The sequence below is a fragment of the Paenibacillus tundrae genome (assembly GCF_030812775.1).
Taxonomy (GTDB): domain Bacteria; phylum Bacillota; class Bacilli; order Paenibacillales; family Paenibacillaceae; genus Paenibacillus; species Paenibacillus tundrae_A.
The window spans coordinates 202,196-227,213 of the sequence record NZ_JAUSTI010000001.1; the positions used below are offsets into that span (position 1 = coordinate 202,196).

The 25,018-nt window shown below is 44.4% G+C and carries 31 protein-coding genes and 1 tRNA gene; 24 read left to right on the top strand and 8 right to left on the bottom strand.

Features of this window, described 5'->3' with window-relative positions; all coding sequences use genetic code 11:
- Nucleotides 1-8: 8 nt before the first annotated feature.
- From J2T19_RS01065 to J2T19_RS01085, 5 genes are read left to right on the top strand one after another with little or no spacing between them, the layout of a single operon-like run.
- The gene (locus J2T19_RS01065; RefSeq protein ID WP_307212119.1) at nt 9-554 is read left to right on the top strand and encodes a stalk domain-containing protein; all 546 of its coding nucleotides are present in this window, start codon (nt 9-11) and stop codon (nt 552-554) included.
- 43 nt (nt 555-597) lie between these two features.
- Nucleotides 598-825, top strand: coding sequence for a hypothetical protein (locus J2T19_RS01070; RefSeq protein WP_307212121.1), 228 nt, complete (start codon nt 598-600; stop codon nt 823-825).
- Nucleotides 806-1,114 carry a BhlA/UviB family holin-like peptide gene (locus J2T19_RS01075; RefSeq protein ID WP_307212124.1) on the top strand — a complete coding sequence of 103 codons (309 nt, stop codon included), beginning with the start codon at nt 806-808 and terminating at the stop codon, nt 1,112-1,114. The genes J2T19_RS01070 and J2T19_RS01075 overlap by 20 nt, the downstream gene beginning before the upstream one ends.
- Nucleotide 1,115: 1 nt before the next feature.
- Nucleotides 1,116-1,754: a peptidoglycan DD-metalloendopeptidase family protein gene (locus J2T19_RS01080; RefSeq protein ID WP_307212127.1), complete on the top strand. Its 639-nt coding sequence runs from the start codon at nt 1,116-1,118 to the stop codon at nt 1,752-1,754.
- A gap of 1 nt (nt 1,755) precedes the next feature.
- Nucleotides 1,756-1,998, top strand: coding sequence for a hypothetical protein (locus tag J2T19_RS01085; protein WP_307212130.1), 243 nt, complete (start codon nt 1,756-1,758; stop codon nt 1,996-1,998).
- Nucleotides 1,999-2,053: 55 nt separating this feature from the next.
- On the opposite strand, the gene J2T19_RS01090 is transcribed toward J2T19_RS01085, so the two are convergent.
- Together J2T19_RS01090 and J2T19_RS01095 are read right to left on the bottom strand one after the other, a co-directional pair.
- Nucleotides 2,054-2,662, bottom strand: a complete 609-nt coding sequence (locus tag J2T19_RS01090) for an outer membrane protein assembly factor BamD (protein WP_307212134.1) — start codon at nt 2,660-2,662, stop codon at nt 2,054-2,056.
- Nucleotides 2,663-2,718: 56 nt separating this feature from the next.
- A complete protein-coding gene (locus J2T19_RS01095) occupies nt 2,719-3,117 on the bottom strand; it encodes a YhjD family protein (protein WP_307212137.1) in 399 nt (132 codons plus the stop codon).
- A gap of 770 nt (nt 3,118-3,887) precedes the next feature.
- On the opposite strand from J2T19_RS01095, the gene J2T19_RS01100 reads away from it, so the two are divergent.
- From J2T19_RS01100 to J2T19_RS01120, 5 genes are all read left to right on the top strand, one after another.
- A complete protein-coding gene (locus J2T19_RS01100; protein WP_307212139.1) occupies nt 3,888-6,809 on the top strand; it encodes an insulinase family protein in 2,922 nt (973 codons plus the stop codon).
- A 351-nt stretch (nt 6,810-7,160) separates the two neighbouring features.
- Nucleotides 7,161-7,829, top strand: coding sequence for a uracil-DNA glycosylase (locus J2T19_RS01105; RefSeq protein ID WP_307212141.1), 669 nt, complete (start codon nt 7,161-7,163; stop codon nt 7,827-7,829).
- 31 nt (nt 7,830-7,860) lie between these two features.
- On the top strand, nt 7,861-8,268 hold the full coding sequence (locus J2T19_RS01110) for a hypothetical protein (protein ID WP_156395440.1): 408 nt from the start codon (nt 7,861-7,863) through the stop codon (nt 8,266-8,268).
- Nucleotides 8,269-8,503: 235 nt separating this feature from the next.
- The gene (locus J2T19_RS01115) at nt 8,504-9,088 is read left to right on the top strand and encodes an LOG family protein (protein WP_307212145.1); all 585 of its coding nucleotides are present in this window, start codon (nt 8,504-8,506) and stop codon (nt 9,086-9,088) included.
- Nucleotides 9,089-9,195: 107 nt separating this feature from the next.
- Nucleotides 9,196-9,324 (top strand): hypothetical protein, encoded by a 129-nt coding sequence (locus J2T19_RS01120; protein ID WP_260865799.1) that lies wholly within the window; start codon nt 9,196-9,198, stop codon nt 9,322-9,324.
- Between the two features lie 228 nt (nt 9,325-9,552).
- Here J2T19_RS01120 and J2T19_RS01125 read toward each other — a convergent pair whose 3' ends face one another.
- Complete coding sequence (locus J2T19_RS01125; protein ID WP_307212150.1) at nt 9,553-9,819, bottom strand: hypothetical protein; 267 nt, start codon at nt 9,817-9,819, stop codon at nt 9,553-9,555.
- 231 nt (nt 9,820-10,050) lie between these two features.
- On the opposite strand from J2T19_RS01125, the gene J2T19_RS01130 reads away from it, so the two are divergent.
- From J2T19_RS01130 to J2T19_RS01150, 5 genes are all read left to right on the top strand, one after another.
- Nucleotides 10,051-10,788, top strand: coding sequence for a glycerophosphodiester phosphodiesterase (locus tag J2T19_RS01130; protein WP_307212153.1), 738 nt, complete (start codon nt 10,051-10,053; stop codon nt 10,786-10,788).
- A gap of 359 nt (nt 10,789-11,147) precedes the next feature.
- The gene (locus tag J2T19_RS01135) at nt 11,148-12,203 is read left to right on the top strand and encodes a FecCD family ABC transporter permease (protein WP_307212155.1); all 1,056 of its coding nucleotides are present in this window, start codon (nt 11,148-11,150) and stop codon (nt 12,201-12,203) included.
- Nucleotides 12,204-12,205: 2 nt separating this feature from the next.
- Entirely contained in the window at nt 12,206-13,237 is a 1,032-nt protein-coding gene (locus J2T19_RS01140) for a FecCD family ABC transporter permease (protein ID WP_307212158.1), read from the top strand.
- A 45-nt stretch (nt 13,238-13,282) separates the two neighbouring features.
- On the top strand, nt 13,283-15,007 hold the full coding sequence (locus tag J2T19_RS01145) for an ABC transporter ATP-binding protein (protein ID WP_307212160.1): 1,725 nt from the start codon (nt 13,283-13,285) through the stop codon (nt 15,005-15,007).
- A 387-nt stretch (nt 15,008-15,394) separates the two neighbouring features.
- Complete coding sequence (locus J2T19_RS01150) at nt 15,395-15,709, top strand: hypothetical protein (protein ID WP_307212163.1); 315 nt, start codon at nt 15,395-15,397, stop codon at nt 15,707-15,709.
- Between the two features lie 132 nt (nt 15,710-15,841).
- Here J2T19_RS01150 and J2T19_RS01155 read toward each other — a convergent pair whose 3' ends face one another.
- Nucleotides 15,842-16,744: a manganese catalase family protein gene (locus J2T19_RS01155; RefSeq protein WP_056696252.1), complete on the bottom strand. Its 903-nt coding sequence runs from the start codon at nt 16,742-16,744 to the stop codon at nt 15,842-15,844.
- A gap of 238 nt (nt 16,745-16,982) precedes the next feature.
- On the opposite strand from J2T19_RS01155, the gene J2T19_RS01160 reads away from it, so the two are divergent.
- The 4 genes from J2T19_RS01160 (at nt 16,983) to J2T19_RS01175 (ending at nt 18,308) form a co-directional block, all read left to right on the top strand.
- Nucleotides 16,983-17,300, top strand: coding sequence for a hypothetical protein (locus J2T19_RS01160; protein WP_307212168.1), 318 nt, complete (start codon nt 16,983-16,985; stop codon nt 17,298-17,300).
- Nucleotides 17,301-17,328: 28 nt separating this feature from the next.
- Nucleotides 17,329-17,652: a DUF3889 domain-containing protein gene (locus J2T19_RS01165; protein WP_307213114.1), complete on the top strand. Its 324-nt coding sequence runs from the start codon at nt 17,329-17,331 to the stop codon at nt 17,650-17,652.
- Nucleotides 17,653-17,821: 169 nt separating this feature from the next.
- Nucleotides 17,822-18,037: a hypothetical protein gene (locus J2T19_RS01170; protein WP_307212171.1), complete on the top strand. Its 216-nt coding sequence runs from the start codon at nt 17,822-17,824 to the stop codon at nt 18,035-18,037.
- Nucleotides 18,027-18,308 (top strand): hypothetical protein, encoded by a 282-nt coding sequence (locus J2T19_RS01175; protein WP_307212176.1) that lies wholly within the window; start codon nt 18,027-18,029, stop codon nt 18,306-18,308. Before J2T19_RS01170 ends, J2T19_RS01175 begins: the two co-directional genes overlap by 11 nt.
- An 81-nt stretch (nt 18,309-18,389) precedes the next feature.
- On the opposite strand, the gene J2T19_RS01180 is transcribed toward J2T19_RS01175, so the two are convergent.
- The 3 genes from J2T19_RS01180 to J2T19_RS01190 all read right to left on the bottom strand — a co-directional run bounded on the left by J2T19_RS01180 (nt 18,390) and on the right by J2T19_RS01190 (nt 19,674).
- On the bottom strand, nt 18,390-18,626 hold the full coding sequence (locus J2T19_RS01180) for a DUF3892 domain-containing protein (RefSeq protein ID WP_307212180.1): 237 nt from the start codon (nt 18,624-18,626) through the stop codon (nt 18,390-18,392).
- Between the two features lie 111 nt (nt 18,627-18,737).
- Nucleotides 18,738-19,181, bottom strand: a complete 444-nt coding sequence (locus J2T19_RS01185; RefSeq protein ID WP_307213115.1) for a GNAT family N-acetyltransferase — start codon at nt 19,179-19,181, stop codon at nt 18,738-18,740.
- Nucleotides 19,182-19,428: 247 nt separating this feature from the next.
- Nucleotides 19,429-19,674, bottom strand: a complete 246-nt coding sequence (locus J2T19_RS01190; RefSeq protein WP_307212183.1) for a hypothetical protein — start codon at nt 19,672-19,674, stop codon at nt 19,429-19,431.
- Nucleotides 19,675-19,894: 220 nt separating this feature from the next.
- On the opposite strand from J2T19_RS01190, the gene J2T19_RS01195 reads away from it, so the two are divergent.
- Nucleotides 19,895-19,966: transfer RNA gene (locus J2T19_RS01195), tRNA-Val, on the top strand.
- Nucleotides 19,967-20,344: 378 nt separating this feature from the next.
- On the opposite strand, the gene J2T19_RS01200 is transcribed toward J2T19_RS01195, so the two are convergent.
- Entirely contained in the window at nt 20,345-21,022 is a 678-nt protein-coding gene (locus J2T19_RS01200) for a hypothetical protein (protein ID WP_307212187.1), read from the bottom strand.
- Nucleotides 21,023-21,264: 242 nt separating this feature from the next.
- On the opposite strand from J2T19_RS01200, the gene J2T19_RS01205 reads away from it, so the two are divergent.
- The 4 genes from J2T19_RS01205 (at nt 21,265) to J2T19_RS01220 (ending at nt 24,990) form a co-directional block, all read left to right on the top strand.
- On the top strand, nt 21,265-23,487 hold the full coding sequence (locus J2T19_RS01205; protein WP_307212190.1) for a M1 family metallopeptidase: 2,223 nt from the start codon (nt 21,265-21,267) through the stop codon (nt 23,485-23,487).
- Nucleotides 23,488-23,588: 101 nt separating this feature from the next.
- Nucleotides 23,589-23,789, top strand: a complete 201-nt coding sequence (locus tag J2T19_RS01210; protein WP_307212194.1) for a hypothetical protein — start codon at nt 23,589-23,591, stop codon at nt 23,787-23,789.
- 231 nt (nt 23,790-24,020) lie between these two features.
- Complete coding sequence (locus tag J2T19_RS01215) at nt 24,021-24,575, top strand: stalk domain-containing protein (protein ID WP_307212196.1); 555 nt, start codon at nt 24,021-24,023, stop codon at nt 24,573-24,575.
- Nucleotides 24,576-24,672: 97 nt separating this feature from the next.
- Nucleotides 24,673-24,990 (top strand): DUF1292 domain-containing protein, encoded by a 318-nt coding sequence (locus J2T19_RS01220; protein ID WP_307212199.1) that lies wholly within the window; start codon nt 24,673-24,675, stop codon nt 24,988-24,990.
- Nucleotides 24,991-25,018: the final 28 nt, after the last annotated feature.

Genomic DNA, 25,018 nt, shown 5'->3' on the forward strand with positions numbered 1-25,018 from the left:
GAATAACTATGAAAAAAGCAGCATACATTGTCGGCGGTATTTTGATCGGATTCGTTCTTTCGACATCTACCGGCGCATTTGCGGACAAAGTTCAGTCACTCGTCGGTAAGAAAGTTAGCGGCGAGTATACCGTTATAGTTAACGGAGAAAAGCTCGCTGATAAAGGCGCGGTTATTGACGGGAAGGCTAACGTACCTGTTCGTGGAATATCTGAGGCACTGGGGGCGGATATCAAAGTGAGCGGCAAAACTATTACAGTTACTACAGAGGAGCCGACTGCGGAAGCACCTGCGGTTGAGGCACCTAGTCAATACACAGGAATGACCAAGGAGAGTATCGAGGAATCTCTTAACGTACTCAAAACGCGCATCCTAGCCCCTACTCAAGAAGGACGCGACAAGATAGCAAAAGAGATTGAAGGCTATAAGGCAGCAGGAATGAAGCCAGAGGATTACGCGGCTAGAACGAAAGAGCTCGCTACCTACGATGCGGACATCGCACAAGCCAACGCAGACATCGCGCAAGCCGAAGCCGCACTCGCCGCGCTAAAATAAACGAATAAGCAACCGCTAGGCCGTCCGAATATGGGCGGTCTTTTTGCGTTGCATAGAAACGGAGGAAACGCGCATGAAATCACGCACACTACTCGAATGCACCGTAGACCTATCGCAACCGGCGCCGGAGCTTGCCGCAGTAATAACCGCAGTCCTTGCGTACCATCCGGAAAGCCAAGCGGACATTCTCCGCGCATTAGATTACGAAATTGGAACGGCATTGGCTACGCTCGATAAGGAGGCGGCCGGCGATGGAGCAAGCGATATTTAATAGCGCGATTAAAGAGGGACTATTCGCAGTCCTATTCGTCGTGGCGGGCTTTTTGTTATGGCGTCAGATGGCGCGGATACAAGACGACGGCCGCGCGCGTGAAGAACGGATGCTTGCCGCCGCTAAAGAGCGCGAGGATCAGATGTATTCGGACGCATTACGTAGAGAGGAGCGGCTCATGCGACTGGCGGAGGATCTAACCGCGCGATTCGAGAAGCTTGCGTCGCAATACGATGGGCTTGCGCTGGATGTAACGGAGATTAAGAGCGTAATGAAAGGGGAGCGATAATATGAATCCATTCGAAAGTTACCGTTTGACGAGTCCGTTCGGATATCGTATTCATCCGGTTCATAAGACGAAGAAGTTTCACAGAGGAGTAGACCTCGTAGTAAGTCCATCGACAGGGCCGATTTACGCGTTCGTTGCGGGGGAAGTATTGCATGCGAAGATGGGCGCAACTGGTTCGGGATTCGGAGGTTACGGTATCACAGTCGCGATTAAAGACGATAAGGGCTTCCTCCACGTATATGCGCACCTATCTTCCGCTGCGGTTTCGGTAGGTCAACGTGTTAAGCGCGGGCAGGAAGTCGGTAAGCAGGGTAGCACGGGAGTATCAACGGGGCCTCATCTACACTACGAAGTGCGGAAAGTGTGTACGCCTCAATACGGATATACCGCAACAGAGTCCGGAGTTGTTGAGCCTACCGAATACCTGCGTAATTATTACGCGAATGAGACGAAGGGAGAGGCGGAAGTGAAGAAAGACGTAAAAGCAACCGTAAATGTCGGCGGAAAGAAAGTCGGAGAGGGCTACGTTGAGGGCGGCGTTACTTACGTTCCTGTCCGCGTAATTGCCGAAGCATTAGGCGCAAAGGTGTCGTGGGACGCGAAGACTAAAACGGTGACGATTACGAAGGAGGGCGTATAATATGTACGAAATCGGCGTAGTGGTTGCGGTAATTATTGCGATCGGTGAGTTCGCGAAGTTGTACGTGCCGGCGCGCTTTATACCGCTGTTATCGATGGGACTCGGCTTAATTGCGGGTCTCTTTTATATTCCGGCGGATTCGGTGGCTGACGGAATTATGACGGGGATCATGACGGGATTGGCCGCGTGTAAACTGTATGATATCGGGGCAAAAACGTTAAGTAAGGCGAAAAGTAACGAGTAATAAATGAGGCGCAGTTCTCGCGGGATATCCGTTGAGGGCTGCGCCTTTTCTGCGTTTATTGGAGGCCGGCCTGCGCTTTCGATACGAGCTTGCCGTCTTGATACGTGATGAGTGCGTTAGCTCCGATTGAACCTACGCCTTCATACGAGTATATCGCAGTTCCGTATCCTTCCGACATTAACTCGCCAGATCCTCCGACCAGCTTCGTTACTTCGTTAATCGTCATGCCTTCGGTTAAGTCAGCGAATATAGCAGCGGTCATTTTGCCGGCATTGATATCCGTTTCGGTACCGTAGTTTGCGCGGATTGCCTTTTCGAGATCACGCGCCTGTTTCTCCTGATCTACGTAATCTTTCGCCGCTTCCTTATCGATGGACGCGATTATCTTTTTGGCTTCCGCAACTTCGGCCGAGTCCGGAAAGTCAACGATTAGTGCGTCGAGTTTCTTTTTCGCAAGCTGCGGATATCCTCCGTCAAGTTCCGCCTGCGCATCCGCAAATATGTCCGCAGCGGTCTTCGGCTTTTCCTGCGCGACTTCGACGGGAGCTGGCGTGGGTTCCGTAGCTTGCTGTGTGACCGTAGTAGACTCCGCGCATCCTGACAGCAACAATACCGCAAAGATGGCGGCTACAAGTTTCTTCATTATATGTAAGTACCTCCGCATAGTAAATATTACCTAAATTATACAACGTACATTACGATCGCGGTAGCCCCTACGTTTCATTTGCGTTGCAGCCACTCCGGAATCGACGGATCAATGAAATCCTTCGTAGGTACTCCGAGATAACTCCGCATCACATCCGTAGCTTGCGGCGCAAGTATCATCCAGCGCAGTTTCATCTCCGATTGATAGCCGCGACATTTATAGCGCGCCACCACTCCGTCGCTATCCGTCAACTCTTCGTATACTTTGATTCCGCGCGTCCGAAACTGCTTGCGGATCTCGTAAATGTCTGCGGTGAGTTTACGTTGAGCCTCGGCGATCATATCCGCATATGGTGCCGGAGTTTTCAGCGTTGTATTGATCAGCGCGGCGTCACGTTCGAATGCGGTTAATACGCGCGGGAGAATGATGTGCGCTTTGATTAGCGCGCGATCTTCGTCGGTAATGTCGATCATTTTCGTTTCAACTCCGTTACAGAACGTTTGTTCTTATTATAGTGCAGGAGGGACGGAATATACAACGTAGCATCCCCGCTTGATATTACGTTTATTATTTCGTATAATGAACGAGACCTGAACGCACAGAAGCGGAAGGGGAACTACGATAACACAACGTATAAATGAACGGTGGGTCCTCGTGTGTTGGACGCAAATTTAACGATATATTAGCGGAGGAAAGCGGGTTGCTATGCGGAAACACTGCGTTTTCGACTTAAAATCCTGCGGTAGGTGACTACCGTACCGGTTCGATCCCGGTCCTCGGCATCCATTAAGAGAAAAGGAAATTCCTTGATATATCAGGGGGTTTCCTTTTTTTTATACTTTCAAATGAGGGTCTTGAATCATAGGCGTTACCCCCTTATCTTCTGTTGGAGACGGATTGAGGGCAGGCATAACCTGTTGGATGCAAGACCTCTCATGTCATCCAGACAAAAGATAATACATAGAATTTAGTGTACTTAGACAAATTTAAAACCTCTGGCAATGTTGGCTATGAATATTTAGGTACAGTATAGCTGAATATTCATATTTGTGTTGCATTTTTTGCGTTCAGATCAGTATCCGATCTTTTTTAATGGGGCATTGTGGGATGGGTAATGATGCAATCCCGTGGTGGTCGTTATGAAGACAAGGGATGTTGGTGTATACTGGCTATAGGCATATATTACCTTTATCTTGCGGAGCTCAAAGTTAACCAAATACATTTTTAATGGAGGACTCGACATATGTTGAAACAGCTTCAGTCTTATCAAGTAATCCAAGAACGCAGGATGGAGGAACTGAAATCTGACGGCTACTTGCTGGAACACAAAAAGTCAGGCGCCAAAATTGTCCTTATGTCCAATGAAGATGACAATAAAGTATTTAGTATCGGTTTTAGAACACCACCTAGCGATAATACGGGCGTACCTCATATTCTGGAGCATTCCGTATTATGCGGCTCTAAGAAGTTTCCGGCGAAGGATTCATTTGTTGAATTGTTGAAGGGGTCACTCAATACATTTCTGAATGCAATGACGTACCCAGACAAAACGATCTATCCTATTGCAAGCCGTAATGAGCATGATTTTCATAATTTGATGGACATTTATCTGGATGCGGTGTTAAATACGAATATTTATGAGAACGAAAAAATATTTTTGCAGGAAGGTTGGAATTACAAATTACCTTCTGCAGAGGATGAATTAACATATAACGGCGTTGTTTACAACGAAATGAAGGGTGCTTTTTCTTCACCTGAACGGATTGTTCGCAGAGCTGTGCTCAACTCTCTATTCCCAGACACAACGTACTCCAAGGAATCGGGAGGTATCCCAGACGAGATTACAGATCTAACCTATCAAGGACTCTTGGATTTCCATACAAAGTATTATCATCCTTCTAATAGCTTCATTTATTTGTATGGAGACATGGATATGGAAGAGAAGCTTAAGTGGTTGGATGAAACGTACCTGAGTCAATACGATCGGATGGAGACAGATTCGGAGATTGAGCTGCAGCCTTCATTTGGTGAACGTGTCGATGTGGTACAAACGTATTCGGCCGGAACGACAGAATCGGAAGTGGACAACAGCTTCTTAACCTATAATGCAGTTATTGGAACAAGCTTGGATCAAGAGCTGAATATTGCCTTTCAAATATTACAATATGCGCTTCTGAATGCTCCAGGTGCGGTATTGAAGCAGGCGTTGCTCGACAAAGGAATTGCCAAAGACGTATATGGCTCATATGATGATAGCTTGTACCAGCCGGTCATGACGATTGGGCTGAAGAAGAGTAATTTAGAGAGTAAACAGGTGTTCCTCGATACGGTTCACGAAGTGCTTGAGCGCGTTGTGCGCGAAGGGATCGATCCGAAGGCACTGTTAGCCGGAATTAATTCATATGAATTTAATCATCGGGAGGCAGACTTTGGAAGAATGCCTAAAGGGCTGATCTACGGCTTCTACACGCTGCAGAGCTGGTTATATGACGACAAGGCACCGTTTACCCATTTGGAGGCCAATGCTGTATTTGCTTCGCTCAGAACGAAGATGAATGAAGGCTACTTTGAGCAACTGATTCAGCAATATTTATTGCAAAATACGCACACGTCGTTTGTGGCCGTGACTCCGGATAAAGGGCTCAGTTTGCGTAAGGAAGAGGCATTGAAATCTCGTTTGAAATCACTCCAAGCCAGTCTGAGTACAGAAGAGATTGAGCAACTGGTTCAACGTACCAAGGAACTCGCGGATTATCAGAATGCACCTTCAACCAAAGAACAACAGCAGGTCATTCCAACCTTATCGATTGAAGATATCGATCCGCAAGCGTCCAAATTATCGAATACATTAAAGTCCGTCGATGGGACAACGATTGTACATCACAATCTGTACACGAACGGAATTGGATATCTGAAATTGCTGTTTAATGTGAAGGAAGTTCCTGAGCATTTACAGCCGTACTTAGGACTTTTGAAAAGTGTGTTAGGTTATGTGGACACCGCAAACTTCAAATTCAATGGTCTGTCCAATGAAATTCACATCCATTCCGGTGGAATCAGTGCCAACGTATGTGCGAGCGCGGATGCTCGTCAATATAATACGTATAAAGCTCATTTTGAGATTGAAGCTAAAATTCTATATGATAAGCTGGATTTTGCTTTTGATATGATTGAGGAAATTGTACTGACTTCGCAGTTCCACGATACGAAGCGGTTGTACGAGATCATTTCCCAATTGAAGGGCAGACTGCAGCGTAGCTTGATCAATAGTGGGCATTCGGCAGCAATGGGCAGATCCTCTGCCAAACATTCAGCCGTAGCCGCTTTCCGGGAAGCGGTAAGTGGAGTGGCATTCTATCAGTGGCTTGAGGAGCTTCAGGCAAATTATGAAGATCGCAAAGAAGAACTAACGAACCGTCTGAAAGAACTGACGGGAATGATCTTTAGACCTGAGAATCTACTAGTAAGTTATACGGCTGATGATCAGGGATATGCTAGTCTAGAGCAGCACGTATCGAAACTAAAAGCGAAGCTGTATACGCAAGAGGTTGTTAAAGAACATACTGAGTTCCAAGCAGTCCATCATAACGAGGGCTTCAAGTCTCCATCAGAGGTTCAATACGTCGTGCAGACAGGAAACTTCATCCATAAAGGATTCGAGTATACAGGTTCACTTCGCGTATTGCAAGGAATTCTGTCACTGGACTATTTATGGACAAATATTCGCGCTAAAGGTGGCGCATATGGCTGTATGACAGGTTTCAGACGGAATGGCGACAGCTATATGGCATCCTACAGGGATCCTAACCTAGAGAAAACCTATAACGTGTACGAAGAGATGCCGCAGTATTTGCAAAATTTCAAAGCGGATTCACGCGAAATGACCCGTTATATCATTGGTGCCATTCAAGACCTTGATGCGCCTAGAACTCCATACGCAGAGGGAAGCTTCTCATTGGAGTGTTACTTGTCTAATGTGACGGAGGCAGACCTCCAGAAAGAAAGAGATGAAGTGCTGAGCACCACAGAAGCACACATCGTTAACTTTGCTTCGCTGATCTCTGCAATCCTTGAAGAGAAACATCGGTGCGTTATTGGTAATGAGAGCAAAATTGAGGAACAACGTGAATTGTTCGACGAAACACTTGATTTGATCAAGTATTAATCATAAACAACCAGAAGCGTTTGACTTAACTTGTGATTCACTTGATTTAAATGCTATAAATTAGCGCCTTCTCCGGTGGATAACGCCTTGGAGAAGGCGTTTTTGCTTATGTGTTTGTATTTTGATACGCTATGGCTCAATATCAGATAGGTTTAACAACTAAGTGCGGCACATAGTAGACTAGCAGAGAGAGGCTCAAATTGCAGGTGGTGTGCAGATTTCTAGCCTGTGGTCTTCGGTTATGTTAAAATGATGGATAGTCTATGAGCCGACGGTAGCGGCTCACACAGCTAGCAGCCAGCTAGATGGCTGCAAAGGTACGTATTCATCCAGGGGAAGGAGCCTACATCTATGTTTGGAAATGATTGGGATTCGGTGTTGCATGAAGAAGTGAATGCCGAGTACTTCAATAAAATTCGTTATGCGCTGGCGGCAGAGTACAAAACGCAAACTGTATATCCGTCTAAGGAGAATTTGTTCTCAGCGCTAAAGCTCACCCCGTATCATCAGGTCAAAGCAGTCATTATTGGACAAGACCCTTATCATGGTGAGGGCCAAGCTCATGGGTTGAGTTTTTCAGTTATGCCAGGTGTACGCATTCCACCATCCTTGAGAAACATCTATAAGGAAATGCATGCTGATCTGGGTCTTCCTATTCCTGCACATGGTTATTTGGTTCATTGGGCCAAACAGGGGGTATTGCTGCTTAACAATGTGTTAACTGTACGTGAAGGTCAACCTAACTCACATCAAGGTCTAGGCTGGCAAACATTTACGGATGCCGTGATACGGGAATTGAACGAGCGTTCGGAGCCTATGGTATTTATGCTGTGGGGCAGTCATGCCCAGAAGAAGGGTGCCTTTATCCATCGAGACAAGCATCTGGTGTTGGAGTCCACACATCCAAGTCCGCTTGCAGCCCATCGTGGATTCTTTGGCAGTCGTCCCTTCTCGAAGGCCAATGATTTCTTGACCTCCAAAGGTATTGAACCGATCGACTGGAATATACCGCAAAACTAGACAAATGAGGGTGAGGACATTGCGACATTGGGTGGGACGAAAAGTAGCTGTATACCGAGCGACTGGTATTCGAGAGCCGTTAAAAGGAACGCTGGTCGATTGGGACGAAGAATCGGGTTGTGTACGGATTGGGCCTAAACGTATCAAAGTATCGTTCGATAATATCGCAATGATCAGACCCTTGCCCGAGGAGAGCCTGCCTTTGAAGAAGGCGCGTTCTGAGGTGCATAAGGTTGGATATGTCATGAAGAAGGCCATACAGTTTGATAATGCGATTTACTTTAAATCAGAAGTGATGATATGGAGAAGAGCCAAAATTGTAGCATTATCCACTACGATCCTCCGCCATGACGAAGATCAGGTTGAGATTGCAGATGGACGATTTCTTCGCAAGGACAAATATATGTTTGTCGTGCGTTCACGACGAGGAATTCGTTAAACATATCAATATATTTAATATTCATTTCATGTATAGATCATCTGGATTTAATCTTTAGCCGTTATATTAAGTATAACAACCCCTTCTAAATGATGTGTAATAACATGGGAGCCCGACCGGCTGCAAACGGTCGGGCTTTTCTGGTCTTGTCGGAATGTAAAATGGAGTAACATAGCAATGACATTTGTGATATATACTAGTGAGATAAACAACAAGAGACAAGGAGTGAAGACGGATGAAACGTATATGTGTTTTTGCAGGTTCTAATCCAGGTCATCAGCCGGAATATACACAGCAAGCTATTGAATTAGGCAAACGAATTGCTACAGGCGGGTATACTCTCGTCTATGGTGGATCATGTATGGGACTTATGGGTGCGGTGGCCGACGCAGCGCTACAGCATGGTGGTGAAGTGATTGGTGTTATGCCTACAGGGCTGTTTCGGGGAGAAATTGTACATGGAGGTCTCACACAGCTGATCGAGGTAGGCACGATGCATGAGCGGAAAGCTACGATGGCTGAGCTATCGGATGGTTTTATCGCTCTACCCGGGGGTATGGGCACGTTTGAGGAATTGTTCGAAGTATTATGCTGGGCTCAAATTGGTATTCACCGTAAACCTGTGGGTCTATTAAATGTGAAAGGGTACTACGAACCGCTTATGAAGATGGTGGAGCATAGCGTGCATGAAGGATTTTCGAATACTTCACATCTTAGTCTATGGAGTTTGGAATCCGATCCGGAAACATTGTTAGAACACATGTCTGCCTATGTTCCAGTTGAATTATCTCAAAAGTGGTCCCAGCTAGATAAGAAGTGACAACCGGGGTGCTGTAGCCGCTACGGAAAACTTTCCGTTCTGCCCAAGCAATTTACAGCCTTAGACATAGTCTATAGTGTACTTTCTTACAGAAGGGAGTGTCACTCATGAGCGGACTTAAAGGTGCAGGTTATGGTTATTGCGGAGGTTTCGGCGGCGGAGCATGGACATCTACAGGCGCGATTCTGGTATTGTTCATTTTGCTGGTTATTATCTCTCGTACGTTCATTCTGTAATTTCGTCAGCCATTCTAGGATTGGGCGGGGCACAGACGTGTGACCGAACCCGGCAGGTAAATGGCCCTTCCAAGGAACGCCGGGGATGTTCCGGCGTTTCAGGGGAAAGGTTTTTTTGCTTTATCACCGAGAAACAAGTCGATTAGAAAACGATAAATCCTGCCTCCAATGGATTGTTTAGAAGCAGGACCAATCGTCGCAAGTGTAAAACATTTGAGTGGGCACAGCTTATACCACAACAGCAGTCTGGTCTGGGATACTTAAGGATTTCCAGGCGATATACAGCCCGATGGCAGCCGCGATCAAGGAAAGTATTGCCGCGATAACAGCAAGCTGATCCAACGTACTGCTTGTGATGGGAGTAGAGTTGCGCTGATTGGCTGAATGAGTGGATTTGTTTTTAATGTGCGCAGTAGGTCTGGAAAGCCTGGAAGCCGACTGTGATTGCGATGTGCGGTGGCGCTGGCTAGATGGAATTTTCGTTGAAGGCTTCAATAGTCAACCTCCTTATGGCGCAGTGAGAAACATCTATCGTTCATACTATGTTATGTCAAATTCACAGATTGAGTTCGCAAAAATGAGTGAATCCCCAGCCTCTGGTTGTTATCCTATACCGATCTTAGATGATGAGTAAGTACATAATTAAACGTTCTAGTTAATACAGGAATGACAAACGATATGTATAGTGAGGAGGTTGAAGGATCGTGAAGTGAGGAGGCAATGTTGTTGAAAAAAATAGAGATTATAGCTCATCGTGGAGCATCTGCAGTATGCCCAGAAAATACAATGGCTGCATTTGAACGATGTTTGGAACAGGGCGCTACTGGTATCGAGACGGATGTGCAGATGACCAGCGATGGTCGACTCGTGCTTATCCATGATGAGACATTAACGCGAACAACGGGTGCAGAAGGCTGGGTCAAAGATAAGACCTATGAGGAATTACGAGAACTTGATGCAGGTTCATGGTTTAACACGGAGTTTGCAGCAGAGTGTATCCCTGCATTAGAACAATTATTTGGACTAATTCGAGGGAAAAACATCCTACTGAATCTTGAACTGAAAAATGGGATTGTTAGTTACAAAGGAATGGAAGAGAAGATCGTACAGGTCATTCGAGATTGGGACCTCGAACAACAGGTCATTCTCTCTAGCTTCAATCATGCTTCCTTAGTGAGATGTAAACGTCTAGCGCCCGAGATTCAAACAGCGCTTCTATACATGGAAAAGTTGTATCGTCCTTATGATTACGCGGTTAAGTTGGAGGCGTCCGCATTGCATCCTTATAAATTCGCTGTGACTCGAGAAGAGGTTGCTGCTTCAATCGCGCAAGGGGTGGCGACTCATCCATTTACCGTGAATGATCCTGAAGAGATGAAAGCGATGATCGAGATGGGGGTTCAGGGCATCATCACGGATGTACCTGATGTATTGGCAGCATTGACTGCTGCACATACGCGTTGATGATCTAATATTTCATACATGTATGTTAAGATTAGGTAGGGGATAACACACAACACATCATTCATCATGTAGACGCATGACTTACACAAGGCCATACTGGGTTTTTGCCAGTGTGGCTTTTTTTCGTATTATAGAAAACGGCTGTAGAACTACTGATTTTCAGGTTTTTTTGCTCTAATTGGGCTATTCAATAAAATAAGTGCAACAAACTTGTCCATTTTGTCCATTGCGAGAAATCGTTCATTGACATACAATGTTGTATGGGAATGAGAATCAATATCATTAAAGTTCGGCATTTACAGAGGGGTGATAGTTATGTACATAGAATCAGTTTGCACTCATAACGCGGGTGGCAGCATATGATTCCTCAAGATTCATCAGCAAGTCAGAACACAGAATCGCCGACAGCCAAAATACATACTCGTCCCTGGGCAGCAACGCTAATCTTGATCGGCGGAACGATATTACTTCTTTTGAGCATGGCATTATCCGTATCCTTCGGAGCTGCAAGTATTGAGCTGAGTGTGGTATGGCAAGCCATCTTCAACTTTAACCCAGATATTAATCAACATCAGATTATTTGGGAAATTCGCTTGCCTCGGATTCTAGGTGGGGCAATGGTGGGTGCGTGCTTCGCCGTAGCTGGCGCGATTATGCAAGGAATGACTCGAAATCCGCTTGCGGATTCGGGATTGCTCGGATTGAACGCAGGTGCAGGGTTCGCACTCGCAATCTGTTTTGCATTTTTCCCGGGTCTGTCGTATATGTACATCATTATGTACTGCTTCCTCGGTGCAGGGCTTGGGGTTCTGCTCGTCTACGGCTTCGGTGCGGCGTCCAAATCGGGACTCACACCGCTGCGACTGGTTCTGGCTGGTGCTGCCGTAACTGCAATGTTGTCTGCTTTTAGCGAAGGGATTGCACTGTATTACCGGGTTGGACAAGATATTGCCTTCTGGACAGCTGGCGGCGTTGCAGGAACCAAGTGGTCTCAACTGGAGATTATGTTTCCTTGGGTTGTGATTGCACTCATTGGAGGTTTGATCATCTCTCGATCGATTACCCTGCTAAGTCTCGGGGAAGAAATCGCTATGGGATTAGGTCAACGTACAGGTCTCATTAAGCTCGTTGGTCTTATTGTCGTACTTATTCTGGCAGGAACAGCAGTATCCATCGTTGGCGCTGTTGGTTTTGTTGGACTTATCATTCCCCATCTTACACGTAAGCTGGTTGGAGTCGATTATCGTTGGATTATTCCTTGTTCGGCCGTGTTGGGAAGTCTGCTTATTGTATTTGCAGATCTGGCTGCACGCATGATTAACCCGCCATACGAGATGCCAATAGGCGCTCTGGTTGCCCTGATCGGGGTACCCTTCTTCCTGTATTTGGCGCGGAAAGAAAGGAGAGCTCTGTAAAGATGGCATCCTCAAGTATGGTTGGAACAGAGCGTAAGAAGAGACTGAAAAGCACGATTGTGCTATTTGTACTTGGTGCGCTAATTATATCTGCATTTATCATAAGCATGAACACGGGGTTTACCAAGCTGTCAGCAATTGAGGTATTAAAAACACTGTTTGGAGCCGGCACGCCTAAGCAAGAGCTAATCCTCTTTGAATTTCGTTTACCACGGATTGTAATTGCCATATTAGTTGGAGCGGGTCTTGCTCTATCGGGCGCGATTTTGCAGGGGGTGTCTCGCAATGCATTGGCAGACCCAGGTATCTTGGGGATTAATGCAGGAGCTGGACTTGTCGTGATGTTGTTTGTTTCATTTTTTCCCACAACCACATCTGCTCCTATATTTTTGCTGCCTATTCTAGCTTTGATCGGTTCGAGCTTTGCTGCATTCCTTATTTATGTGCTCTCTTATAAAAAGGGAGAGGGTATTATGCCTACGCGTATGCTACTTACAGGTATTGGGGTAGCGGCAGGAATTAGTTCCGCAATGATCGTACTGACCCTTAGACTAAGCCCAGAGAAATATCAGTTCGTAGCCACTTGGATGGCGGGTAGTATCTGGGGTTCCAACTGGAAGTTCGTATGGGCACTGCTGCCGTTTATCGTCATTTTGGTTCCGTTGGTATTGTATAAGGCTCGTGTACTTAATGTACTTAATCTCGGGGATCAGACAGCAACCGGTCTTGGTGCTCCGGTAGATCGGGAGCGATTGATTTTGCTGGCTGCTGCGGTAGGGCTTGCTGGGTCATGTGTGTCCGTTAGTGGTGGTATTGGGTTTGTCGGACTCATTGGCCCACATCTGGCTCGTCGTCTGGTTGGACCGAAACATCAATTTTTGCTACCTGCATCTGCTTTAATCGGTTCGTTGCTAGTTCTGGTGGCAGACACAGTAGGACGCGTCATTCTACAGCCTTCTGAGATGGCAGCCGGCATTCTAGTTTCAATTATTGGTGCACCATACTTCCTGTATCTCTTGAGCAGGACGAAATAGAAAGTGATCATAACGGAGTGGTTGCAATAAGGGGGAAATCTGTATATGCTTCGCCGTTTTATGGCCTACTATAGACCTTACAAAAAACTATTTATTCTCGACTTTACCTGCGCGATTTTCGTAGCAGCTTTAGAGCTTGCATTCCCGCTAGCTGTAAATAAAGTCGTGGATGAACTGCTACCAGGAGGGCGCTGGGACTGGATTTTATGGGCATGTCTTGGACTGCTTGGTGTGTATCTTCTGAGTTCCTTCATGAACTATGTGGTAACCTATTGGGGACACAAACTGGGGATTAACATTGAGACGGATATGCGCAAAAAATTGTTCGATCATGTGCAGAAGTTATCATTCCGTTTCTTCGATAATACAAAAACCGGTCATCTGGTCTCCCGTATGACGAATGACCTGATGGATATTGGGGAGATTGCTCATCATGGACCAGAGGATGTATTTATCGCCGTGATGACATTGGTGGGTGCATTCAGTATCATGATGAGCATTAATGGTAATCTCGCTATATTAACGTTTATCATTGTGCCATTAATTATTTATATATCCTTATACTTCGGCAGTAAGATGTCCAAAGCGTTTAGCCGAATGTTCGGAGATATCGCCGATTTCAATGCTCGCGTTGAAAACAATGTAACAGGAATTCGTGTTGTTCAAGCTTTTGCTAATGAAGAGCATGAGAAAGCACAATTTGCAGTTAACAACAGTCGTTTCCGTCAAACCAAGTTGATTGCTTACAAGATCATGGCGTGGAATTCATCCATCAGCTATATGTTAATGAAGCTTGTTTCTCTCTTTGTACTTGTATGTGGAACGTGGTTTGTCATTCAGGGAAGCATGAGTTACGGTCAATTTATTGCATTTATTATGTTATCTAACGTATTCCTAACGCCAATCCAGAAGATTAATTCTGTCATTGAGACTTATCCAAAAGGAATGGCAGGCTTCAAACGGTATACAGATCTGCTTGATATGGAGCCTGATGTAGAAGATCGTCCTGGTGCAGTGAACGTGTCGCAGCTACGCGGGGATATCCGTTATGAGCAGGTGACTTTTGGATATTCGGATGAGCCGGATCAGAAGCCTGTGCTGAAAAACGTTAATTTAAGTATTCGCGCAGGTGAAACGGTTGCACTTGTGGGGCCTTCAGGGGCGGGCAAAACAACACTGTGCAGTCTGCTTCCTCGATTCTATGATGTGTTGGAAGGACGCATCTTGATCGATGGACAGGAGATCCGGAATATGACGCTGGATTCATTGCGTAGCCAGATCGGTATCGTTCAACAGGATGTATTTCTGTTTGATGGCACGATTCGTGAGAATATCGCGTATGGAAAATTGGATGCGAGTGAAGAAGAAATCTGGATGGCAGCTCGTCGCGCCCAGATGGAGAGCTTGATTTTGTCCATGCCAGAAGGTCTGGATACGTTAATTGGGGAGCGCGGAGTGAAGTTGTCTGGAGGACAGAAGCAGCGTTTGTCTATTGCACGAATGTTTCTGAAAAACCCGCCAATCCTGATTCTTGACGAAGCGACATCTGCACTCGATACCGAAACAGAAGCAGCGATTCAGCAATCACTTGCTGAATTATCTGAGGGTCGGACAACACTTGTTATTGCTCACCGATTGGCTACGATTAAGAATGCTGATCGCATCATCGTCGTGGCTGAGCAGGGTATTACTGAAGAGGGACGTCATGATGAATTGCTTGCCGCAGGAGGCGTGTATAGTCGTCTGCATTACGCTCAGTTTGGGGCATAACTTGTGACGTAGCTTTAAGAATTGTTCAGAGGCAATTCTATATCTGTGCCATCGCCTTGACTTGGAAGGAGTCGGGTGATGGCTTTTTTGTTATGAATGTAAAAAGACTAGCGTATTGTAGATGATACGATACCAGCAGTAATGCTAATTTAATGAATTGCTCTGAATCGCTTTAAATGAAATGAACGTATACAAAGGAGTGGGAAGTGGAGGGGAAGAGGGCACATGGATAGGATGAAGAGGGTTTGTGGTATCTCCATGCCGAATGGGTAATTTTAAGTATCGGCCTTATGTAATATGTGATTACCATCGTTTATGAATATATCCAAAATATAAAGAGATGGATTGCGATTTTACGTCCTGATCTTGAAGAAGGAGGTAATGTAAATGCTGAAAATTGTGATGACCTGCATTGGATTTATTTTAATTCTATTGCTTCTAATCCAAGGCATTCGCAAGCTCTCCGGTGGTGGAACCAGCTGGGAGTCAAAACGCTGGGGTGCTGGACTGATTGGACTGTTTATCGTGGGAGCGGTACCACTTGGATTTGCACTGTATACGGAGATGTTTGATCAACGTCTGGATGCTAATATCGGATTGGGACTTGCCATGTTATTTGTGTGGGCATACTGTGTTATTTTGTTGTGTGTGACCTTGGTGATCTGGGGAAGATACATGTATAAAAAGGCAAACAGTAAGTAATCCGATAGAATCAATCTCTTAATATTTACAAATGGAAAAAGCCCTCAATTCCATGCAAAGAGCAGGAACTGAGGGCGTTACCTTATCTATATTCGTTATTGGTGATCAAACTTTATCACACAAGAAGTCAGTTTAATCTGTAATATTGCCAGCCATTTTAAGGCGACGTGCAATTTCTTTGAAGTCCTCTTGTGAAATGCCTGGAGCAAACTCTTCCTCGACCGGAGGAGCTTCAGGTATAGGAACACCTTCTGGTGCACCTTGAATGACCTCTAAAGGCAGCCCATCTTCAGGATGAGTTCCTTTCCAGATCTGATTGATCGCATTGAAATCGTTATCACTCCACGTATATAGCTTGGTGTGTACGCCTTTGTCTTCATATTTGCGAGTTTCATTAAAGGCTTTATTGTTCAAGGAAGGAATCGGAACCAGCTTTGTTACGTTGACGCCGGTTGCAATCTCCAATGCTTTGGCATAAGCCACAACATGAACGCCGCCGCGAACGAGCAGGAAACCAACAACTTCTCGTGCTGCAGGATGATCTGTCATTTCATACACTTTCATTTTATGGGTACGTGCGCCACATTCAAGGAAGAAATTGTGTAGCAAATCCTCGACGAGATTACCGCTATTGAAGACGTTAGCACCTGTCCATGGATTCCCCATTGAATCAAAAGGCATAGCTCCTTGTGCGCCTGCCAAGTAGTGATACGAGAGGCGAGCATCCTTCACGGAACCTAGCGGGGTGTCGTCAGGCTCTTTGTACTCCGTTGAGCCTCTAAGACATTTGTTAATGCCGTGTGACACAAGCTCAACATGGCCTAATTCTTCCGCAGTAATACTCATCACAAGGTCATAGAACGGCTTTAACTTCTCTTTGGAGCGGAAATTAAAGGACTGATAGAGGTAGTTGTTCAATGTTGACATTTCTCCGAATTTGCCACCCAACAATTCTTGTATTGCTGCAGCTGCATTCGGATCCGGCTTCTCGACATCAGGAATTTCAATTGCAATTTCATCCATGCGTTTGAACATTCAAATGTAACCTCCTCTAGAATAAGTGCTAGATCAGTGAAGTCGTTCTGTCACTTGCCTATTACACTGGATTGGAGATGCTCAAACAGTTTTATACATAAATGGTTCTTTTGTGGGGTGTATCCATCAGCCAGCAGTTCTAGTTTTTTATTTTCAATGAAGTGAGATTTAAGTACAATCAGAATTAGTGTCATTGGTTATATTGGTTATCAATTTAGTGTGTGAAGGAGAAGCTGGTGTGCGTAAACTTTGGATAGTTGTAGGGTGGATCATTCTTTTATTCGCAAATGTAGGATTAGGAAACGCTGACGCAAGTTTTACCAGTGAGGTTAAGCTCGATCAGCAAACGAGGGATGCCATAGCTGAAAAGTATGGTCTTGAACAGCCGGAGGAAGAGTTGCCACAAGCAAATTTGTGGTCAGGTGATTGGGGGATGAGCTTCGATCCTTCAACAACTAGGTATGAGATTATCGTAAGTATGATTATGTGGGTGAGGCATCCAATCATCCTAACTGTAAGCTCTTGGTGTAATTGGAGCCCTGGCGGGGCAGGCTAACGGGAAACAATCCCAAGGAGTGAGTAAAATGAAAATGCTCATCGTAACGATCATGTCCGTGATTCTCAGTTTTACGGGAGTTTTTGCAACAGGTAATGGAGCGACGATGCCAGATTATGCGAAGTGGGGAATCATTGCGGTTAAGGAAACCCAGACCAAGTATAATGTCGATATTGTCGATTATAAACATATTGGTCGTACCTCTCTTACAGCTAATCAGTCTAGGGAGCAATTCAAGTTATGGGTACGAGCCAAAGACGGTAAAGAATTTGCAGTGTATGTCAATGTTGATTTTAATCCTTCAACTCAGCAACTAAAAAACGTACAATTTACAGAGTCAGATCGACACTGAGTGCAAAGCTTGTTATAGCGGATAGCGCTCCATAGAAACCAGGCAGCCTCTGAGCAGAGGAATGTCTGGTTTTATTTTTACCAAATCCTTTTTTTAGTTGTTGAATAAAGAACTTATGTTCGCATATAATAAATAACAAACATACGTTCTTATATAGGAGGGGTCGTTAATGTTAGGTAAATACATCGGGCAGATGGTTGAGCTTGTATACATGGATCGTGCAGGGCACATTACACAGCGGCAGATTCGAATTAACAGTGTACGAGGTGGATTGATTAAAGCATCCGCAGGAAAAGATGGGGCACCCCGAACATTTCTTGAACAGGGAATCCTAGCTTGGCGGCCAATACTTCAGAAGGAAGGGAAGCTGGACTATGCTAAATGATTTTGATCGTAAAGTCTTACGAATTATTGTAAATTACGCGGGACAGCGCCGTCGTATGCCTCGTATGGATGAGCTGGAGACCAAGACAGGCAGAAGTAAAGCGCTCATCCAAGAGTCCTTGCAGGAGCTTGAGCGCAGACAATATATTTACTGGGAGAACAAGTCAACACTTGAAGGTATTCAAATATTGCAGGCATGGGAGCAGGTGCCTACACCGATTCATACGCCCAAACCTAAAGCGGATGCCTTGAAATATTTTACGGAATATTAAACCGGCAAATAAGAGTAATATCAAAAACGCCAACCCGTTAACACGGATTAGCGTTTTATATATCAGATCGATGATCTCAACTTAGAAGCTTGGCAATTGGTCGAGATTATTGGAAGGATCGCCATCGGCATCACCACGGATATACATCTCCCCATCCTTGCCCTTGAATACATTGACACCAGCAATTGCGCCAGCCTGTACTTCTGTCAGTGCCTGTTGATAATCTAACACCCGACCTGTTGAAGTTCGAAAGGCAGTTAGATCCCCATCTCCATTCTTCTGTACGGCGGTGAAGCTTTCACGAGTTGTCTGATCCATGTTGTCACACTCTCCTTATCTGAACAAGTAGGATTCTGGTTTCAACCTTATCCTGTCCGGAACAGTAGAAAGTATGCATTGGAGATGAGAAGTATAAGCCGTAAGTATTGATTATAATGCTTTTCTCATGCGAACATGCAGAATACCTGCATCGTAAAAGGGTTCATCCGAAATCACTTCGTATCCTAATTTCTCATAGAACTTCTGAGCCTGACATTGTGCATCCAGTACAGAATACGTTAAGCCTAGTTCACGTGCCCGCTCTTCCATCGCTAACAAAAGCACGCGTCCATAACCAAATGAACGGTGGGATTGAAGTACAGCGATACGCTGCATTTTGGCGGTATCCTTACTGTAATAGAGAAGACGTCCTGTAGCTACCGCTTGTCCATCCGCATACAATAATACATGGTGTGCATCGGGACTAATCACATCATATTGATCAATCTCCAGATCGGCGGGCACCTGTTGTTCGATTACAAAAACCTGATTGCGTATCTCCAGAGCTTCTTGGAGCTGTGACTCTGTTGTTATATAACTAATTTCCGCTGCCAATTCCATTCCTTCTTTCTGCTCTTGCGCGACGTGTAAGAATGCATTATACAAAAAAATGCAATTCCTGTATAGTTAAAGTGGAACATAATGGAAAGGGGTGTTACTGATGGGTATGGCAGGGGTTATGACCATAACACTCTTGTTATCTGCCGGCATGTTTGCTTTATTATATTACGTCACCAAGAAGGCGTATTCTAAGAAGTGGGATGAAGATGAGTAGATGTGCGCTACAATTATGTGATAGAACTTATGGTAGAACCTCACTGTTTCCCTGTGGAGAATATACATCTTTAATGATCGATTTAGAGTATACATCAAGCCAGACAGGGAGGGCTTCAGCCCCACTGGGGCTCTGTAACTGTTGAAATTGTACAGTATGCTCATCCCGTGCCAAACTGCAGCCAGAAGCGACAATCATGACTAGGGAGGCACCGAGCAGAGCCACTAGTTTGGCAGTAACATACTGTACGTTGCGCAATTGTATGTGTTTCATAGAGAATCACCTCATTATTCAATTGGGAATCATTCCTTTATTGTTCTCCAATATGCTAGTAATCTAACCACAAAAAAATTGACAATGTACGCGGTTACTTGGTATGATACTGTTACTTGATTTACATTTATATGTACATGATCTGTTAGCTCAGCTGGGACTAATGAGTTAATAGCCATATTGAAATATTTTTTATCAGTGGATATAATACAATTATTGAAGGGCGATAGCTCAGCGGGAGAGCATTATCTTGACAGGGTAAGGGTCGTGGGTTCGATCCCCACTCGTCCTATATACATGAGATCAATGAACAGTCAACTATGGCTGTTCATTGATTTTTTTGCATTATTATACGTTAAAATATCCCTATACATATATAAGAAGATGAACACAATACGCTCTTTCACTTTCAATAAAAAGAAACTTCCAGAGATTATTGGTTTAACAATTTTGTTGGGTATTCTGATTTATGGAATACTAAATATTCCATCGCATCAAACAATAGGAAATGGGATAGGCTGTTTTCTCGAATCATTGTCTAATAGCTTAAGCAACATAGTACCAGTACCTGACTTCTCAAATACAGCCCCTTAGAGGGCTTTTTTTATTTTTAACCTCTTACACGAAGGTGAAAAATAGTTTTGGGGACGAATTGGGGACACCTCGTATTTTATTTTTTAGTCAGCTCCAAGTCTTCAACCCACTCGCCCTCATTCCAAATCTCAGGATTATCAATAACCAGGTCTTCTCCACGTACTACGGAATCATAGCTATCCTTCCCGCTAGTATACCAATCCACAATAACTAAATTTCCGCGTGAGTTCTGGATGAGAAATTCAGTAGGCTCAGCAAAACTGCCCACATCCTTCATGACCTCAGCGTCTATTTTCAGATATAGAAAGTCATCTTCGACATGAAATTCTGTTTTCTCAACACTCGTTTTAAGACCTGTTACTGTATTATCCATAAGGTTATTCTTGAGAAATAATTCATGCTGGGAAGCAATTTTCGTTTGCATATATTGTTTTAAGTTGTCATTGTCAAAATAAGTGTTCACATCAAAATCCGAGCCATTCCAAACGGCTTTGTAATACGCTGTCAGAGCAGATACACACATGGCATAAGCTGATTCGAAATCCCGCACAGACAGAATACTTTGATCCAATGCTATGAACGCGGATGGTGTATTCGAGGTGTTCTCGGGGATCGTAGTCGTTAGATTCTCTGAATGTATAACATCTTGCTGAACATCTGTAACAGAGCGGATTAACTCTTCGTTATCCTCATTAACATTCGTACATGCACTAAGCACGATCAACAGAAAAAATAACAAGTAAACCTGCTTCACCTACTTCTCCCCCAAACATCGATCACTTGTAAAATGGCGTATTTATTCCATATTATGTAGTCCTATAAATGCTGTCAAATCTGTTACCAACAAATGGGGCTTCCTAACTTTGATCAATATACTTCTCTTTTAAACGAAACACAGTCTTTTTTTAAACCAAAATTAAAGAAAACACAAATGCAACATAAGGTTCTTCTTCTAAACTTAAATCAACATTCAACATAACGTAGAGGAGAGAACATATGAAACATTCTAGATCATTCAAGTCCAAGTTTGTCAAAACCGGGATCACAGGTGCACTTGCCCTCATGTTTGCAGCTTATTCACTTGTGAACACGGATTATGCTATTGCACAATCGGTAACTGCAACGAATCCAACCACAGGGTTAACGCAAACGATCCAAGACAATGATAAGCAGCAGGCATCCATTCAATACCACATTCAAGCTAAACTGAATGAGAAGGACATGACCTTGGAGGGTACTGAGCGAATTACGTATCTCAACACAAGTAAGGATACATTGGGGCAATTAGTTCTTCATACATATGCGGATGCGAATCGCTCAGCATCCACACAGGCAGATACGTTTGAACAGTCTAATGAGCAGATCAGTCAGAATAGTAAGGATAAAACACCGCAGGATTTTCTCGGGGGAATCGACATCAAGCAAGTGGCACTGGCGGGAGGTCAAGCTCTGGATTATAAAAATGAAAATCAGGCGTTAACAGTGCAATTGCCAGATCCGATCCAACCAGGGGCATCCGTATCCCTACAAATTGATTTTCACTTGAACATACCGTATGGATTGCAACGAATATCCTATTACAAGGATATCATCAATGGAGCACATTGGTTCCCTGTCATGTCAGTCTATGATGAAGGTAAACAAGTATGGAATACAGCACCATATAGCCGCACTTTCGAAAGCGATTATTACACCTCATCCGATTTTGACGTGCAACTGAGCGTGCCAGAGGATTATGAGGTAGCAATGCCTGGTGTCATGACAACAAGGGAGGATGCAGAGCAAGGCCGAAAAATCATATCCGCTCAGGCGAACAATACGCGGGAATTCGTTTTGTTTGCCAGCCCGAATTACACAGTGGCCAGCGTTACCCGCAATGATCTGACGGTTGAATATTATTATTTGGACAACGAGCCCGGTAAGAAAGAAATTGCTGAACAATATATTGATCAGGCGTTCCAAGCCATGGATTTCTTTGGTAAGAAGTATGGGCAGTATCCTTATCCAGAATTCCGAATTGTTGAATCGTATGTGGAGAATGTAGCTGTGGAGTATTCAAGACTGATTCAGATGGGACAGATGTCAACGGACTCTTTGCCAGAGAAAGACACCACATTCATACACGAAATCGCGCATCAGTGGTTTCATGCCTTAATTGGTAATGATTCAGAGAACGAGTCGTTCTTAGATGAGGCATTTGCTGACTTTTCAATGGTATATTTTCAAGAGAAGCAGGGAGATAACCTCAATGGCTTTAACGCTTTACGTTTCGATAGTGAACCTGTAGACTTAGCGATCGCTTCAACGAATGAAGAGGCGGGAGACATGGCAGGACTGCTGTACTATCAGAAAGGACGACAAGCCATCTACCAGCTATATCGCTCTGTTGGCGAAGAGAAATTCGATGCTTTTATGCAAGCCTATTTCAAGCGGTATGTCCACCAGAATGCGACGATTACTGGTCTACTTCAGACCATCGAAGATGTGTTAGGACATGAACAGCGCAAGGAGATGGAAACTGCCTTATTACAGCCTAATTTTGTGTTAAAGCCTGAATACCAGTTATCGCTTGAAGAGAGAACCGCCTATTTTCATGATATTTTTCAATTGCAATATCAACAATCCTTAGATCTGGTTTCCGATCTTCCTGTTGAAGTGATGAATCGTCTGATGGCCAAGGTTCTTCAGGATGAGCTATTAACTATTGTCCTCAGTGATCAGCTAAGTAAACAAGCGGATAAGCAGCAAGAGGCGATAATGGGTCAATTAACGGCTTTTTTCAATACAAGTGGTGTGAAATATGATGTAGTGAAAGACCGCGGGGATTTGAAGCAAAAGATGAAGAGTGAGATATCAACAAGCAACTTGATTGTCTTTGGTAACGCGAAGAACAATGGATTCGTGCAAGCATTGAAACCCAGCATTATGGATCGAGCGAAGCAGATTGGTTTTGCTTGGAAAAATACGATGGAACAGCCTCATGCCTCAGGAGCATATATCATTAAACATCCGTATAACCAGAATCGGTTGATGCTGCATTATTTCTGGAATGAGGATCATCTGAGTGAAGAGGCCGCCCAAGCTTACCTGTTACAAATGCAGAACACCATTGGATTTACTAACGACTATTATCAGTACTATGTGATGGATGAGAAAGGTAAAGAGATGGCTGTCAAAAAAGTGAAAAATCCAATTGCGCACTACTTCTCTGAGGAATAATCCTGAAATTTTGATTAATGACCTTAAATTGGCACCAAACTGGGCGAACCCCCATATGATGCACTACATCAGTAAGCACTTGGGGAAATGGGGAATCCAGGATGGCAAAAGCAAAAGGCAAAAAGACGGCTGCATTAAAGAGTGACAAAGTGCGTGTATCCATGAAATTGGTTACATCGGATGTATGTGAGCGCTGTAAAACGCCCTGTAGCCGGGGCATGAATTATGCAGCCAGAATGCGGGCGGATGGAGCAATCGGTAAAGGTGTACCTTGCATTTTGACCCGTCATACGTCATCTTGATCCCAATAGATGGAAATAACAAGCGATATGTAACAGATGCATATAATAGCGCATTTATAAGAAACCTATTATAGAAGCATTTCCTTTTAGGAAGTGCTTCTTTTTGGACGTTCCAAGGCGTGGAAAAAATTCTGGATAAAAAATGAAAAATGATGAAAAACAGCGCAACTTTGTGGCTGAATCTAGAGTATAAATGTACAACACCTAGCAGCGGGGAGGGAATATGACGGGATGAAATGGAAGAGAGTTTTGCTGTGTGTCACGGTTTTTTCCTTGCTCGGCGGATCCTTATTATTTGCGGATTCCGTGAACGAGAAAATTCGAGTTCTAATAAATGGCAAGGAAGCAGCTGATGGCGGTTATTTAATTGATGGAACGACATATGTACCTGTTAGAGAAGCTGGCGGTATCGCCAGATGGGATAGCAACAACAAGCGAGTCACGGTGATCAAGCCGAATGTACATATTTTTCTGTTCAAAGGGGACACTGTGTTTGGTAACGTCAACGTAGGCAAACTGAAATTCAACGTGTTCTCTCAAGTGGACAGTCTAACAGCAGATGTGGCTGCCGTTAAAGTAACCATTACGAATCCAAATGGTCAAGTGAAAGATATTCAATCACAGGAGCTTACAACGCAGAAAGATAACTTCTGGTTCCGTACCTATGATTTTACGTATGATTTCAACCGTGCTGGTAAATACCAAGTTGGATTTCATATTAAAGAAAATGCAAACAGTAACTACGTTCTGGTAGCGGAGAAAATCATTACCGCTCTGAACAATTGAACCCAAAATAACCTAACTGGGTAAATTGACCTGGATTCATGAACATGTTACGATATGCAGGGTTACACTATTACTATTTACAAAGCGAGGTATTTCAATGAGCGATCACACACATGAACACGGCGATGGCTGCGGATGCGGTCACGACCATGACCACGACCACGAGCATGAAGAAGTTCTTCTGACACTAACAGACGAGAACGGAAACGACGTGGAGATGGTTTTGGTGGAGACGTTTGACGTGGAGAACCATGTTTATGCGCTCCTGCTGGAACGTAATAATCCTGAAGCTGACGGCATCATTCTGCGTATGGAAGAAGAAGACGAAGAAATGGTGCTCTACAATATTGAAGACGAAGCCGAGTGGGGCCGTGTTGAAGCGGCGTACAACGAACTCGTTGCTAGCCAAGAATAGTCATTCTTTCGGAATAACAACAAGACCC

What these genes read in the sequence shown, in the direction of transcription:
- J2T19_RS01065 (WP_307212119.1), top strand. Translation starts at nt 9, where the DNA reads ATGAAAAAAGCAGCATACATTGTCGGCGGTATTTTGATCGGATTCGTT.
- J2T19_RS01075 (WP_307212124.1), top strand. Translation starts at nt 806, where the DNA reads ATGGAGCAAGCGATATTTAATAGCGCGATTAAAGAGGGACTATTCGCA.
- J2T19_RS01080 (WP_307212127.1), top strand. Translation starts at nt 1,116, where the DNA reads ATGAATCCATTCGAAAGTTACCGTTTGACGAGTCCGTTCGGATATCGT.
- J2T19_RS01085 (WP_307212130.1), top strand. Translation starts at nt 1,756, where the DNA reads ATGTACGAAATCGGCGTAGTGGTTGCGGTAATTATTGCGATCGGTGAG.
- J2T19_RS01090 (WP_307212134.1), bottom strand. Translation starts at nt 2,662, where the DNA reads ATGCGGAGGTACTTACATATAATGAAGAAACTTGTAGCCGCCATCTTT.
- J2T19_RS01095 (WP_307212137.1), bottom strand. Translation starts at nt 3,117, where the DNA reads ATGATCGACATTACCGACGAAGATCGCGCGCTAATCAAAGCGCACATC.
- J2T19_RS01100 (WP_307212139.1), top strand. Translation starts at nt 3,888, where the DNA reads ATGTTGAAACAGCTTCAGTCTTATCAAGTAATCCAAGAACGCAGGATG.
- J2T19_RS01105 (WP_307212141.1), top strand. Translation starts at nt 7,161, where the DNA reads ATGTTTGGAAATGATTGGGATTCGGTGTTGCATGAAGAAGTGAATGCC.
- J2T19_RS01115 (WP_307212145.1), top strand. Translation starts at nt 8,504, where the DNA reads ATGAAACGTATATGTGTTTTTGCAGGTTCTAATCCAGGTCATCAGCCG.
- J2T19_RS01120 (WP_260865799.1), top strand. Translation starts at nt 9,196, where the DNA reads ATGAGCGGACTTAAAGGTGCAGGTTATGGTTATTGCGGAGGTTTCGGC.
- J2T19_RS01135 (WP_307212155.1), top strand. Translation starts at nt 11,148, where the DNA reads ATGATTCCTCAAGATTCATCAGCAAGTCAGAACACAGAATCGCCGACA.
- J2T19_RS01140 (WP_307212158.1), top strand. Translation starts at nt 12,206, where the DNA reads ATGGCATCCTCAAGTATGGTTGGAACAGAGCGTAAGAAGAGACTGAAA.
- J2T19_RS01145 (WP_307212160.1), top strand. Translation starts at nt 13,283, where the DNA reads ATGCTTCGCCGTTTTATGGCCTACTATAGACCTTACAAAAAACTATTT.
- J2T19_RS01150 (WP_307212163.1), top strand. Translation starts at nt 15,395, where the DNA reads ATGCTGAAAATTGTGATGACCTGCATTGGATTTATTTTAATTCTATTG.
- J2T19_RS01155 (WP_056696252.1), bottom strand. Translation starts at nt 16,744, where the DNA reads ATGTTCAAACGCATGGATGAAATTGCAATTGAAATTCCTGATGTCGAG.
- J2T19_RS01165 (WP_307213114.1), top strand. Translation starts at nt 17,329, where the DNA reads ATGAAAATGCTCATCGTAACGATCATGTCCGTGATTCTCAGTTTTACG.
- J2T19_RS01170 (WP_307212171.1), top strand. Translation starts at nt 17,822, where the DNA reads ATGTTAGGTAAATACATCGGGCAGATGGTTGAGCTTGTATACATGGAT.
- J2T19_RS01175 (WP_307212176.1), top strand. Translation starts at nt 18,027, where the DNA reads ATGCTAAATGATTTTGATCGTAAAGTCTTACGAATTATTGTAAATTAC.
- J2T19_RS01180 (WP_307212180.1), bottom strand. Translation starts at nt 18,626, where the DNA reads ATGGATCAGACAACTCGTGAAAGCTTCACCGCCGTACAGAAGAATGGA.
- J2T19_RS01190 (WP_307212183.1), bottom strand. Translation starts at nt 19,674, where the DNA reads ATGAAACACATACAATTGCGCAACGTACAGTATGTTACTGCCAAACTA.
- J2T19_RS01205 (WP_307212190.1), top strand. Translation starts at nt 21,265, where the DNA reads ATGAAACATTCTAGATCATTCAAGTCCAAGTTTGTCAAAACCGGGATC.
- J2T19_RS01210 (WP_307212194.1), top strand. Translation starts at nt 23,589, where the DNA reads ATGGCAAAAGCAAAAGGCAAAAAGACGGCTGCATTAAAGAGTGACAAA.
- J2T19_RS01215 (WP_307212196.1), top strand. Translation starts at nt 24,021, where the DNA reads ATGAAATGGAAGAGAGTTTTGCTGTGTGTCACGGTTTTTTCCTTGCTC.
- J2T19_RS01220 (WP_307212199.1), top strand. Translation starts at nt 24,673, where the DNA reads ATGAGCGATCACACACATGAACACGGCGATGGCTGCGGATGCGGTCAC.